Annotated in this window: 13 protein-coding genes; all 13 read left to right on the forward strand. The window is 41.7% G+C overall.

Annotated features, from left to right (window positions below; all coding sequences use genetic code 11):
- Positions 1 to 31 precede the first annotated feature (31 nt).
- Complete coding sequence (tilS, locus tag ACIROD_RS25780; protein WP_402945553.1) at positions 32 to 1,426, forward strand: tRNA lysidine(34) synthetase TilS; 1,395 nt, start codon at positions 32 to 34, stop codon at positions 1,424 to 1,426.
- A gap of 32 nt (positions 1,427 to 1,458) precedes the next feature.
- A complete protein-coding gene (hpt, locus tag ACIROD_RS25785) occupies positions 1,459 to 1,998 on the forward strand; it encodes a hypoxanthine phosphoribosyltransferase (RefSeq protein ID WP_101225937.1) in 540 nt (179 codons plus the stop codon).
- Between the two features lie 117 nt (positions 1,999 to 2,115).
- Positions 2,116 to 4,176, forward strand: a complete 2,061-nt coding sequence (gene ftsH / locus ACIROD_RS25790) for an ATP-dependent zinc metalloprotease FtsH (RefSeq protein WP_101225924.1) — start codon at positions 2,116 to 2,118, stop codon at positions 4,174 to 4,176.
- A 159-nt stretch (positions 4,177 to 4,335) separates the two neighbouring features.
- Positions 4,336 to 5,115, forward strand: coding sequence for a type III pantothenate kinase (locus tag ACIROD_RS25795; RefSeq protein WP_101225925.1), 780 nt, complete (start codon positions 4,336 to 4,338; stop codon positions 5,113 to 5,115).
- A gap of 26 nt (positions 5,116 to 5,141) precedes the next feature.
- Positions 5,142 to 6,023, forward strand: a complete 882-nt coding sequence (hslO, locus tag ACIROD_RS25800) for an Hsp33 family molecular chaperone HslO (protein WP_101225926.1) — start codon at positions 5,142 to 5,144, stop codon at positions 6,021 to 6,023.
- 18 nt (positions 6,024 to 6,041) lie between these two features.
- Positions 6,042 to 6,938, forward strand: coding sequence for a peptidyl-prolyl cis-trans isomerase (locus ACIROD_RS25805; RefSeq protein WP_230178769.1), 897 nt, complete (start codon positions 6,042 to 6,044; stop codon positions 6,936 to 6,938).
- A 130-nt stretch (positions 6,939 to 7,068) separates the two neighbouring features.
- Complete coding sequence (cysK, locus tag ACIROD_RS25810; RefSeq protein ID WP_402945560.1) at positions 7,069 to 7,995, forward strand: cysteine synthase A; 927 nt, start codon at positions 7,069 to 7,071, stop codon at positions 7,993 to 7,995.
- A gap of 160 nt (positions 7,996 to 8,155) precedes the next feature.
- Positions 8,156 to 8,992, forward strand: coding sequence for a dihydropteroate synthase (gene folP, locus ACIROD_RS25815; protein ID WP_230178771.1), 837 nt, complete (start codon positions 8,156 to 8,158; stop codon positions 8,990 to 8,992).
- 1 nt (position 8,993) lies between these two features.
- Entirely contained in the window at positions 8,994 to 9,353 is a 360-nt protein-coding gene (gene folB, locus ACIROD_RS25820) for a dihydroneopterin aldolase (protein WP_101225929.1), read from the forward strand.
- 2 nt (positions 9,354 to 9,355) lie between these two features.
- Positions 9,356 to 9,883: a 2-amino-4-hydroxy-6-hydroxymethyldihydropteridine diphosphokinase gene (gene folK / locus ACIROD_RS25825; protein WP_402945565.1), complete on the forward strand. Its 528-nt coding sequence runs from the start codon at positions 9,356 to 9,358 to the stop codon at positions 9,881 to 9,883.
- Positions 9,835 to 10,047, forward strand: a complete 213-nt coding sequence (locus tag ACIROD_RS25830; protein ID WP_101225931.1) for a helix-turn-helix domain-containing protein — start codon at positions 9,835 to 9,837, stop codon at positions 10,045 to 10,047. The genes folK and ACIROD_RS25830 overlap by 49 nt, the downstream gene beginning before the upstream one ends.
- Positions 10,048 to 10,069: 22 nt before the next feature.
- Positions 10,070 to 11,068, forward strand: coding sequence for a tRNA dihydrouridine synthase DusB (dusB, locus tag ACIROD_RS25835; protein WP_101225932.1), 999 nt, complete (start codon positions 10,070 to 10,072; stop codon positions 11,066 to 11,068).
- 187 nt (positions 11,069 to 11,255) lie between these two features.
- Positions 11,256 to 12,755: a lysine--tRNA ligase gene (gene lysS, locus ACIROD_RS25840; RefSeq protein WP_202190663.1), complete on the forward strand. Its 1,500-nt coding sequence runs from the start codon at positions 11,256 to 11,258 to the stop codon at positions 12,753 to 12,755.
- Positions 12,756 to 13,180 lie beyond the last annotated feature (425 nt).

Below are 13,180 nucleotides of genomic sequence, written 5' to 3' on the forward strand. Positions count from 1 at the left end.
CTAATGCCTGTTCATAAAGAAGGAAGATTGTATGTTAAAGGAAAAAGTTCTGAGCACCATTTATAGAAACGAATTGATTAAGGAGAACTCGAAGTTGCTAATAGGCGTTTCCGGAGGGCCGGATTCATTGGTGCTTCTCCATATCCTTAAGGAAATTCAATCTCTTTTTCATTACGAGATGATTGTTGCGAGTGTTGACCATATGTTTCGTGGTGAAGAATCCTATGAGGATTATAAATATGTCGAGCATATATGTGAACGGTGGGGCATTACATTTGAGGGAAAAAGGATCGATGTTCCAGCCCGGATGAAACAGACGGGGGAAAGTTCACAAATAACGTCAAGAAAGCTGCGTTTTGCCTTTTATGAAGAAATGATGGATAAGCACCAAGCCTCCACTCTTGTCCTGGGGCATCATGGAGATGATCAAATCGAAACGATGCTCATGCGTTTAACAAGAGGGGCGACAGGGAAGGCAAGGGCAGGTATTCCTATAAAGAGACGTTTCCATACCGGAAATCTGATCAGGCCTTTTCTTGAAATCACGAAAAGCCAAATAATCGAATATGCGGGCCTTCATGATATCGAACCAAGATTTGATCCGAGCAATGAAACCGGTGTCTATGCTAGAAATCGTTTTAGACATGAAGTCCTTCCGTTTTTAAAGAAAGAAAATGGCAAGGTTCATGAGCATTTTCAACGATTCAGTGAAGAGCTTTATGAAGATGAAGAGTTTTTTTTGAACCTGGTTTCAAGCAAAATGTCCGATGTTTGGATCATACAGGATAAAGATCAAGCGGTTATTCAGATTGATAAGGTTCTCGCGATGCCTAAACCTTTACAAAGAAGGGCGATTCAACTAATATTAAACTATCTTTATTTGGAGAGACCTTCATCGCTTTCGGCATTACATATTGACCAACTTTTAGTTTTGTTTTTGAATCCTCAACCATCTGCAGAATTGCATCTTCCGGAGGGCCTTATTGCGGAAAAATCATATCAAACTTGCACGTTTAGGTTTTTCCGGCAAAAAAGCCAAAAATATTCCTATAAATTACAAATTCCCGGTGAGACTATTCTTCCGAATGGATATAAGATTAAAGCGCACTATATAAAAGAAGAAATTCCGGTACTTAGAGGAAATCATTCTTTTATACTTCCCGAATCAGCTGTTCAGCTTCCTCTTACAGTCCGAAACAGGAATGAAGGCGAGCGGATGGCCGTCAAGGGATTAGGTGGAACTAAAAAGTTAAAGGATATTTTTATTAATGAAAAGATCCCGATGCTAGAAAGAAATGTGTGGCCGGTCATCATCGATCAAACGGGAACGGTCATTTGGCTGCCTGGTTTAAAGAAATCGAATGTTGAGCCGGATATAATTTCTGATGAAAAATCTTTAATCTACTTAGAATATAAAAAAGCTTAATTCTTCATGGGGGGCAATTAATTACAATGACCATGCAAAACGACATTGAAAAGGTTTTAATAACAGAGGAAGAACTTCAAAAGAAAATCAGGGAATTGGGTGCGCAGATTGAAGCTGATTACCAAGGTAAGTTCCCGTTGGCCATCGGAGTGCTGAAAGGCGCCATGCCATTTATGTCAGATTTACTGAAACGCGTTGATACACATCTTGAAATGGACTTTATGGATGTTTCAAGCTATGGTAACTCCACTGTATCTTCCGGTGAAGTGAAAATCATCAAGGATCTTGATACATCAGTTGAGGGCCGGGATATTTTAATCATCGAAGATATTATCGACAGCGGTTTGACTCTTAGCTATCTTGCGGAACTTTTCCGTTATCGAAAAGCAAAATCAATTAAAATCGTTACCTTATTGGATAAACCAACAGGCAGGAAAGCGGATATCACTCCGGACTATGCCGGGTTCATCGTACCGGATGCATTTGTTGTCGGATATGGTCTTGATTTTGCGGAAAAATATCGTAATCTCCCGTATATTGGCATATTGAAGCCTGAAATTTACTCGAATTAATCGTACCTGTTTGAAAGAGAAGACCAGATAAAAACAGCGGTGTTAAATTATTGTAATTCATTAATTTTGTATGATAGTATTTACTATAGTTTGTTTACCCGTGGGAGGAGGTAAGGGATGAATCGGATCTTCCGTAATACCATATTTTATTTACTGATCTTTTTGGTCATCATTGGGATTGTAAGCATTTTTAATAATAACAATGAACCAAACGTAAAATTGACCCAAGATGAATTCTATAAGCATTTGGAGAGTGGGGACGTTACATCACTTACGATGCAGCCCGAAAGCAGTGTATTTGAAATCACAGGAAAGCTCAAAGGTTATGAGGAAAACAAATTCTTTGTGACGTACGTGCCTTTCAGTGAGTATTCGCAAAGCCGGATCAATGACGCTGTAACCAAGCTGGATAAAGACATCATCACTGTCGAACCTCCAGAAAAGACAAGTGGCTGGGTGACATTTTTCACTTCCATCATTCCATTTGTAATCATTTTTATCCTCTTCTTCTTTTTACTTAACCAAGCTCAAGGCGGCGGCGGTGGCCGCGTCATGAACTTCGGGAAAAGTAAGGCGAAATTGTATAATGATGATAAGAAAAAAGTGCGCTTCAATGATGTTGCCGGAGCGGACGAAGAAAAGCAGGAACTTGTCGAGGTCGTCGAATTCTTGAAAGACCCTCGCAAATATGCCGAGCTTGGTGCCCGTATTCCTAAAGGGGTACTTTTAGTTGGGCCTCCTGGTACAGGTAAAACTTTACTGGCACGAGCAGTGGCTGGTGAAGCCGGAACTCCTTTCTTCTCAATCAGTGGTTCTGATTTTGTTGAGATGTTTGTGGGTGTCGGTGCATCCCGTGTTCGTGATTTGTTTGAAAATGCTAAGAAGAATGCACCATGTATCATCTTTATCGATGAAATTGATGCAGTCGGACGTCAACGTGGCGCAGGTCTTGGTGGCGGTCACGATGAACGTGAACAAACATTGAACCAACTCCTGGTGGAGATGGATGGTTTCGGTGGTAATGAAGGAATCATAATCATTGCTGCGACTAACCGTGCTGATGTATTGGATCCGGCATTATTGCGTCCAGGACGTTTTGACCGTCAAATAACGGTAGGCCGACCTGATGTCAAGGGCCGTGAAGAGGTGCTTAAAGTGCATGCACGCAATAAACCTTTAGCAGAAACGGTCGATTTGAAAGCGATCGCTCAGCGTACCCCAGGATTTTCTGGTGCCGATCTTGAAAACTTACTGAATGAAGCGGCTCTTGTAGCTGCCCGTCAAGATAAGAAGAAGATCGACATGTCCGATTTGGATGAAGCTTCGGATCGTGTTATCGCTGGACCTGCCAAGAAAAACCGTGTCATTTCCAAAAAGGAAAGAAATATCGTAGCGTGGCATGAAGCGGGCCATACCATTATTGGATTGGTTCTGGATGATGCCGAGGTCGTTCATAAAGTTACGATTGTCCCTCGTGGTCAAGCTGGCGGTTATGCAGTTATGCTGCCGAAAGAAGATCGTTTCTTCATGACGGAACCTGAGCTTAAAGATAAAATCGTAGGACTATTGGGTGGCCGTGTAGCCGAAGAAGTTACATTCGGAGAAGTGAGCACCGGTGCGCATAACGACTTCCAGCGTGCAACGGGCATAGCTCGGAGCATGGTTATGGAATATGGTATGAGTAAGCTTGGACCGCTTCAATTCGGTAATTCCCAAGGTCAGGTCTTCCTAGGCCGCGATTTCAACAATGATCAAAACTATTCAGATGCAATAGCATATGAAATCGATCTTGAAATTCAACGTATCATCAAGGAAGCTTACGAAAGATGTAAGAAGATACTTACTGAAAATCGTGAAAAACTTGATTTGGTTGCAAAAACCTTGCTTGAAGTGGAAACACTTGATGCTGAACAAATCAAAAGTTTATTCCATAAGGGTAAATTGCCAGAACGTGATTATACTGCACTGAATGGGAATTTAACCACTGATGAGAATGTCAAGGTGAACATCAATAAGAAGAAGGAAGAAAAAGAGGCCCTATTAGATCCATTGGATAAAAGAGGACCTGAGGACCTTGAAATAACGGAGGAAGGTTTGAATACCCCTCCAATCAAAGAAGGTGCACCTCAAGATCAGCCGCTTTCCTTCCCGAACGAAGATGACAATAAAAAGTCTTAAGTTGACTTAATTCAAAAGGGTATTTCCGCCTCGGAAATACCCTTTTCTTAACTTTTATGATAAGGTTTTTTGGGGTACCTTTCGAAAAGTGCGACTAATAGCGTGGGAAATAACAGTGTGTTATGATGTTGGAGAATAATTTACCGGAGTGATGAAACGATGATTTTTGTATTGGATGTTGGGAATACGAATACTGTATTAGGCGTATACGATGAAGATATTTTAAAATATCATTGGCGAATAGAGACTAACCGTCACAAGACAGAAGACGAGTATGGAATGATCATAAAGTCTTTGCTGCAACATGAGGGTCTTTCGTTTGATCAATTTGATGGGATCATTATTTCTTCGGTAGTTCCGCCAATTATGTTTGCGCTTGAACGCATGTGCAAAAAATACTTTGGAATTAAACCGCTAATAGTTGGACCTGGAATAAAAACTGGATTGAATATTAAATACGAAAATCCCCGTGAGGTGGGAGCTGACCGAATCGTTAATGCGGTTGCAGGCATTCAGGAATATGGAAGCCCTCTCATTATCGTGGATTTTGGCACGGCCACGACTTATTGCTACATAAACGAGGATAAACAATACATGGGCGGAGCCATTGCTCCGGGTATAAATATTTCTACGGAAGCACTTTATTCAAAAGCAGCCAAACTTCCAAGAATAGAAATCAGCCGGCCGGAAGGGATTATTGGGAAAAATACGGTGTCCGCGATGCAGGCTGGCATTTTGTATGGATATGTTGGGCAGGTAGAAGGAATCGTTAATCGAATTAAGGCGCAAAGTAATCTAGAACCAACGGTAATAGCGACAGGTGGGTTGGCTACCTTAATTGCCAATGAGTCCACTGTTATTGACGTTGTGGAGCCATTTTTGACCTTAAAGGGGCTGCAGTTGATTTATAAACGTAATCGTGAGCAAGTGAAGAAGTAATACAAAGCTTGAAAGGAGCAAAATAAATGAAGGATTATCTAATAAAGGCGTTAGGCTATGAAGGACAGGTACGGGCCTACGCTGTTTCAACAACAGACACCGTAGGAGAAGCGCAGCGTCGCCATTATACATGGCCTACTGCTTCTGCTGCCCTTGGACGGGCTATGACGGCAGGCGTTATGATGGGCGGAATGTTAAAAGGTGAAGAAAAGCTAACGATTAAAATCGAGGGCGGTGGACCGATTGGTTCCATCCTGGTCGACAGCAATGCAAAGGGAGAAGTCCGCGGATATGTCACTCACCCGCAAACCCACTTTGATTTGAATGAGCAGGGAAAGCTGGATGTAAGGAGAGCGGTGGGTACCGATGGATTGCTGACTGTTATTAAAGACATTGGTCTTCGTGATTACTTTTCGGGGCAAGTACCGCTTGTATCGGGAGAGTTAGGTGAAGATTTCACTTATTACTTTGTTACTTCCGAACAGGTGCCATCATCTGTGGGGGTTGGGGTTCTCGTGAATCCGGATAATTCAATTCTTGCAGCGGGTGGATTTATCATTCAGTTGATGCCGGGTACATCCGAAGATACGATTTCCAAAATCGAAAATCGACTAAGCACAATAACTCCTGTTTCCAAAATGATTCAAAGTGGCATGACTCCTGAAGAAATCCTAATCGAAATTTTAGGTGAGGGCAATGTGAATATACTAGAAAAAATGGATGTCCAATTCTCCTGTCAATGTTCCAGGGAAAGAATTGCGAATGCATTGATTAGCCTAGGGCAAGCTGAGATCCGGGATATCATTGAGACAGACGGACAAGCGGAGGCGCATTGTCATTTTTGTAATCAGACCTACCAATTCTCGAAGGAAGAACTCGAGAAATTAGAGGCAGAAACAAAAAAATAATTTACGGGGGATAAGGGTTTGCCAAAACAAAAGCTTCGGGCGATTATTGCTGGCCTTGCCTTGTTGAACCTATTGACTATCATTATCTTTGTCATAAAACCACTTATCATTTCAAAATCCGTAATTGGGGAGGAAACGGCCGCAAAGGTTGGATCCAAGGATATTTCCCGGGAAGCATGGATTAATGAGCTCGAAAAAAGATATGGGGAAGATGTACTTGAGGAAATGGTCGATAAAGAGGTAGTGAAACAGGCAGCTGAAAAATACAAAGTGAAGACTTCGGATGAAGAGCTTGATCGGGAACTTAAAATGATGAAAACGATGTATGGGACTGCCGGTCAGAACCTTAATAAAAGTAACGATCAACTGAGGCAGGAAATTCAGTCGAGTCTCCTTCTCGAGAAGCTCCTCACCAAGGACGTTTCGGTTTCCGAATCGGCAATGCGGAGTCATTATGATAATAATAAGGATATCTATAGAATTCCTACTGCTTTCCATATTTCCCATATCACCACTTCTACAAAAAAGCAGGCAGACCAAGTCATACGTGAACTGGAGAAAGGTGTCTCCTTTGATGTCTTGGCAATGGAGAAGTCCCTTGATGAATTCACTGCCAATCAAGGAGGCGACATGGGTTATATATCCCAGGATAACGAGCAAGTCTCCAAGGAATACATTGCCGCTGCCGAGAAATTGAAGGTGAAAAAGTGGAGTGATGCAATCCAAACGGAGGATGGCTGGGCCGTTCTCTACCTGCATGAAAGAATAAAGGGCAAGCAGTATGAATATGAAGAAGTTAAAGACAAGATTCACCGCCAAATAGCTCTTGAACAGATTCAGGCACCGGTCTCAGGGAAAATTTTCTGGGACGAATTTGATGTAGAATGGTTTTATGGATTGAAGGAAGAAAAGTAGGTCAATGGTTGTGTGAGAAAATTTAGAATATAGTATTTAATCATTGACAATGAACTATTAAAACTGGTAACTTTAAAATTATAAAACCAATAAACATACTCGGTATTGAAATGATAAGGGAGTGGAGAAAATGGCACGTATAGCTAATTCTGTAATCGATTTAATTGGACAAACACCTATTGTTAAGTTAAACAAGCTTCAAAATGAAAACAGTGCAGATATTTATTTGAAACTTGAGTATTTTAACCCAGGCAGCAGTGTAAAAGACCGTATCGCCCTTGCGATGATCGAAGCGGCAGAAAATAATGGTACCCTTAAGCCAGGTGATACGATCATTGAACCTACAAGCGGAAATACGGGAATAGGTTTGGCAATGGTAGCTGCGGCAAAGGGCTATAAATCAATTCTGGTTATGCCGGAGACGATGAGCTTGGAACGCCGTAACTTGCTTCGCGCATATGGGGCGGAATTAGTTCTTACTCCTGGGCCTGAAGGAATGAAGGGTGCAATCGCAAAGGCGACTGAGCTGTCTAAAGAAAAAGGTTACTTCATTCCACAGCAATTCGAAAACGAAGCCAACCCTGAAGTACATCGGAACACTACAGGCCCTGAAATCGTTGAAGCCTTTGGAGATGAAGGTCTGGATGCATTCGTTGCCGGAATCGGTACTGGCGGAACCATAACAGGTGCCGGTGAAGTCCTGCGTGAAAAATTCCCTGACATTAAAATTTACGCTGTTGAACCTGCGGACTCTCCAGTATTATCGGGTGGTACTCCAGGACCCCATAAAATCCAAGGAATCGGAGCAGGCTTCGTTCCTAGCATTTTGAATACAGATCTCTATGATGAAATCATTCAAGTAAATACAGAGGAATCGTTTGATTATGCCCGCCGCGCAGCAAAAGAGGAAGGAATCCTTGGCGGTATCTCTTCTGGAGGAGCAATTGCAGCTGCCATTAAAGTGGCTGACAAACTGGGTAAAGGCAAAAAGGTCCTTGCCATCATACCGAGTAATGGTGAACGCTACTTAAGTACACCATTATATAACTTTGAGTAAGACAGACACTAAATGAGAAGCGAAGTTCCTATGGGGCTTTGCTTTTCTTTTTGCGGCAAAGTATGCAGAAGTATCCCTGATTTTCATGGAGCTTGCACTATACCTATGTAAATGGGTAAACTCGTATATATAGATTTCTTTAGGCGAAGGAGAACGTTGGATGTCATTAGCAGGAGCACCAAAAATAAAATGCGGTTCATTTGAATTGGATTACAGCAAGAAAACCTTAATCATGGGGATTTTGAATGTTACGCCGGACTCCTTTTCGGATGGCGGAAAATATAATCGGATAGATGCTGCTTTGAAGCATGCCGAACGAATGGTCAACGATGGGGCGGATATATTGGATGTAGGCGGTGAGTCAACCCGTCCTAACTATGAGAGGATATCGGATGAAGAGGAAATAGAGAGAGTCGCCCCGATAATTGAGGCGATATCGCGTAATATTGAGGTTCCAATATCCGTCGATACGTATAAATCAAGAGTTGCAGAAGAGGCGGTAAAGGCAGGAGCCCATATATTAAATGATATTTGGGGAGGTAAAGCTGATTCCTTGATGTCAAAGGTTGCAGCGGAATATAAGGTGCCGATTATCTTGATGCATAACAGGGATAATATGGAGTATGGACATTTTGTCCGGGATGTACTTCAAGATTTATTCGAAAGCATCATATTGGTAAAGGATGCGGGAGTCAAGGATGAAAACATCATTCTCGATCCAGGTATTGGATTTGCGAAAGATTTAAAGTTTAATTTGGAAATGATGAGGAATCTTGATAAGCTGGTATCATTAGGTTATCCCGTGCTGCTGGCGACATCGAGAAAGTCCATGATTGGCCATGTTCTGGACCTGCCGCCTAGTGAGAGGATGGAAGGCACTGCCGCTACAATTTGCCATGGAATTCAACAAGGCTGTCAGATGGTTCGTGTACATGATGTGAAGGAAATGGCCCGGGCTGCAAAGATGATGGACGCTCTATTAGGAAAAGGTGAATGAAATGGATAAGATATATGTGAATAAGATGGAGTTTTATGGTTATCATGGAGTTTTTCCGGAAGAAACGAAGCTTGGTCAGCGGTTTAAAGTGGACTTAATCGTTCAGACTGATTTAGCCAAGGCTGGGAAGAGTGACAAGCTTGAAGACTCGATCAACTATGGCGAGTTATATGAAGTGTGTAAAAGTGTTGTTGAGGGAGAACCTTTTAAGTTAGTGGAAGCTGTCGCTGAAAAAATTGCCTCAGAACTACTTAATAAATATTCTTCCATCGAGACTTGCACCGTGAAGGTTTATAAACCAGATCCCCCGATAGCAGGCCACTATGAGTCGGTTGCTATAGAGATTGTAAGGGGACGCTGATTGTGATAAATACTGCTTACCTTTCAATAGGGTCGAACTTAGGGGATCGCCTTGAAACATTCCAAAGAGCTTTCCAATTATTGTCTGAGAATCCGCATATCAAGATGTTGGCCTGCTCTTCTTTATATGAAACAGACCCGATAGGATATGAAGACCAGGACTGTTTTTTAAATGCTGTTCTTAAAGTGGAAACCGATTTAGAACCCGAAGACTTACTTAACGCGTGTATGAAAATCGAACAAGATCTAGGAAGAAAAAGGGAAATTAGGTGGGGTCCCCGGACTATAGACCTTGACATTTTGTTATATAATCAAGAAAATATTGAGACAGAGATTCTTTCAGTCCCGCACCCTCGTATGCACGAGAGGGCTTTTGTTATCGTGCCTTTAATGGAAGTGGACCCTGATATATCATTTCCGCAAATGGATGCACCTTTGAGCGACCTGCTTGAACAGATTTCGGATAAAGAAGGAGTTCGATTATGGAAGGTGAAAAATGGGGAAGGCGTATTCGCGCTTTTCGAAAGTTAAAGGGTTATACCCAGGAAGGGTTTGCGAGGGAAATAGGTGTTTCCGTTTCCTTGCTGGGAGAAGTTGAACGAGGGAACCGCAACCCTTCAGAAGCATTTTTACTGGAAGTGGCGGAAATTCTTCATGTTTCCATTGAGGAGCTTCAGCCACCTGACGATAAATGAAAGAATGTTATAGGAGGTCAACGTGTTAAAAATAGGCGATATAGAAATGAAGAATCCAGTAGTGCTGGCACCGATGGCGGGAGTCTGCAACTCGGCATTCCGCTTGACCGTCAAGGAATTTGGTGCTGGTCTTGTTTGTGCGGAGATGGTCAGTGATAAAGGAATCGTTTTACAAAATGCTAGAACGATGAATATGCTTTATATAGATGAAAGAGAAAAGCCGTTAAGCTTGCAAATCTTTGGCGGTGAAAAGAAATCTTTGGTCGAAGCTGCACAATTTGTAGATAAAAATACAAATGCTGATATCATTGATATCAATATGGGCTGCCCTGTTCCTAAAATCACTAAATGTGATGCGGGTGCGAAGTGGCTTCTCGATCCAAATAAAATTTATGAGATGGTTTCAGCGGTGGTTGATGCCGTTGAAAAGCCGGTAACGGTTAAAATGCGCATTGGCTGGGATGATGAGCATGTTTTTGCGATTCAGAATGCTCAGGCTGTTGAACGCGCAGGCGGTAAAGCCGTTTCAATGCATGGCAGGACACGAGTTCAAATGTATGAAGGAAAAGCTAACTGGGACATCATCCGTGAAGTGAAGAAGTCGATTAATATTCCCCTTATCGGTAACGGTGATGTGGAAACTCCACAGGATGCGGAAAGAATGCTGAAGGAAACGGGTGTTGATGGAGTCATGATCGGCCGTGCAGCCCTAGGTAACCCGTGGATGATTTACAGGACTGTAAAATATCTAGAAACCGGTCAACTTATGGATGAACCTTCAGTTCGTGAAAAGATGGACGTTTGCGTGCTTCATATGGATCGACTGATTGCGTTGAAAAATGAAAATGTAGCAGTTCGTGAAATGCGTAAGCATGCTTCTTGGTATTTAAAGGGTGTTAAAGGGAATGCTCAGGCTCGCAAAGGAATTAATGTTTGTGAAACAAGGGAAGATGTTGTAAATCTTCTTTATGGACTTGTTGATGATATTGAAGCGAAGCAACAAAATATCCAAATGGTCTGATGTTTGACATTACCTTCCTATTTTCCTATAATACGCTTATCTTAACTGCCAGTAATCCTGGCAGTTTTTATATGTATATAAACAATGTTTTAAGATAAAAAGCTGTTGAATTCCTTTACTTTATGTAAGAATAAATATGTATGCAAAAGAATTTTTGATTAATTATATAAGGCATTTATTAATAAAGATGGAGATGATTTTCGTGAGTCATGAAGAATTGAATGACCAACTGCAGGTAAGGCGCGATAAAATGCAGGCCATGATTGATAATGGACAAGACCCTTTCGGGAGCAGATTCGAACGCACACATAACACTCAGGAGATAATCAGTGCTTATGGTGGATTAGAAAAGGAAGAACTTGAAGAAAAAGAAATTGAAGTTACGATTGCTGGCCGTGTCATGACGAAGCGCGGAAAAGGGAAAGCGGGATTTGCCCATATCCAGGATATTAGCGGCCAAATCCAAATCTATGTCCGTTTGGATAACATAGGGGAAGATTCTTACCAAATTTTCAACCAAACAGATCTTGGTGATCTCGTTGGGGTAACTGGCGTTATCTTCAAAACGAAAGTCGGGGAACTTTCCATTAAAGCTAAAGAGTATGTGTTCCTTGCTAAGGCGCTTCGCCCGTTACCTGATAAATTTCATGGCTTGAAGGACGTTGAAGAACGCTATCGTAAACGTTATGTCGATTTAATTACAAATGAGGAAAGTAAAAATACGTTGATCATGCGCAGTCGTATTGTACAAGCCATGAGACGGTATTTGGACGATCATGGATACCTTGAAGTGGAGACGCCGCTATTGCACTCTGTTGCTGGTGGAGCTGCTGCACGCCCTTTCCTTACTCACCATAATGCCTTGGATATGCCTTTGAATTTAAGGATCGCCATTGAACTGCACCTAAAACGCTTAATTGTCGGCGGATTGGAGAAAGTTTATGAAATTGGCCGGGTTTTCAGAAATGAAGGAGTGTCCACAAGGCACAATCCTGAATTCACATTGATCGAATTGTACGAAGCTTATGCGGATTACCAAGATATCATGAGCTTAACGGAAAACCTGATTGCCCATATAGCTCAAGAAGTTCTTGGGACGACGACCATCCAGTATGGGGAGTATGAGATAGAGTTGAAACCGGAATGGAAACGACTTCACATGGTTGACGCTGTAAAAGAATATACTGGTGTGGACTTCTGGACTGAAATGAGTAAAGAAGAAGCCCAGCAGCTTGCTAAAGAAAATGGGATTGAAGTTAAGGAATCCATGGAGTTCGGCCATATCGTAAATGAATTCTTTGAACAAAAGGTCGAAGATAAGTTAATTCAACCTACATTCATCTACGGGCATCCAGTGGAAATCTCTCCTTTAGCAAAGAAAAATCCGGAAGATTCCCGTTTCACAGATCGTTTTGAGTTATTCATTGTAGGTAGGGAGCACGCAAATGCCTTCACTGAACTTAATGATCCCATTGATCAACGTCAACGCTTTGAAGCTCAATTGAAAGAACGAGAGCAAGGTAATGATGAAGCTCATGAAATGGATGAAGATTTCTTGGAGGCATTAGAATACGGAATGCCGCCGACAGGCGGACTGGGAATTGGTGTTGACCGTTTGGTTATGCTATTGACCAATTCTCCTTCTATACGTGACGTCCTGTTATTCCCTTTAATGAGACATCGCTAATATAAGCAAAAATGAGTTTTGATTGCAGGGCCGAATTCGGATGGCCGGGATCATGGGCGTAGCTCTTGATCCTGGTAAGTCCAATTCGGTTTTTGTTTTTTAATTATAATTTCATGTCTTTCAATACAGTGGATTCTAGGGTTTATAAGAAAAACAACATTATCTTAAAAAAACTTTATAAAAGGTATTGCGCAGTTAACGTAATGGTGTTATATTTATATCTGTCGTTACGAACGAGTTGCAAACAGATTACAAACTTTAAAAAGTTTTAAAAAAGTTGTTGACTTGCAGTAATGAAAATGTTATTATAAATAAGCTGTTCCGAAAGACATTGCTCTTTGAAAACTGAACAAAACAAAGCGCCAACGTTAAATTTTAAGTGAGCACACACTATCAAAAAAGCAAATGAGCAAGTCAAACATTTC

The organism is Peribacillus sp. NPDC101481, assembly GCF_044767165.1.
GTDB lineage: Bacteria > Bacillota > Bacilli > Bacillales > DSM-1321 > Peribacillus.

Bases quoted from the DNA above. Each gene is read 5' to 3' on its own strand.
- tilS (WP_402945553.1), top strand. From the start codon at position 32: ATGTTAAAGGAAAAAGTTCTGAGCACCATTTATAGAAACGAATTGATT.
- hpt (WP_101225937.1), top strand. From the start codon at position 1,459: ATGCAAAACGACATTGAAAAGGTTTTAATAACAGAGGAAGAACTTCAA.
- ftsH (WP_101225924.1), top strand. From the start codon at position 2,116: ATGAATCGGATCTTCCGTAATACCATATTTTATTTACTGATCTTTTTG.
- ACIROD_RS25795 (WP_101225925.1), top strand. From the start codon at position 4,336: ATGATTTTTGTATTGGATGTTGGGAATACGAATACTGTATTAGGCGTA.
- hslO (WP_101225926.1), top strand. From the start codon at position 5,142: ATGAAGGATTATCTAATAAAGGCGTTAGGCTATGAAGGACAGGTACGG.
- cysK (WP_402945560.1), top strand. From the start codon at position 7,069: ATGGCACGTATAGCTAATTCTGTAATCGATTTAATTGGACAAACACCT.
- folP (WP_230178771.1), top strand. From the start codon at position 8,156: ATGTCATTAGCAGGAGCACCAAAAATAAAATGCGGTTCATTTGAATTG.
- folB (WP_101225929.1), top strand. From the start codon at position 8,994: ATGGATAAGATATATGTGAATAAGATGGAGTTTTATGGTTATCATGGA.
- ACIROD_RS25830 (WP_101225931.1), top strand. From the start codon at position 9,835: ATGGAAGGTGAAAAATGGGGAAGGCGTATTCGCGCTTTTCGAAAGTTA.
- lysS (WP_202190663.1), top strand. From the start codon at position 11,256: ATGGAGATGATTTTCGTGAGTCATGAAGAATTGAATGACCAACTGCAG.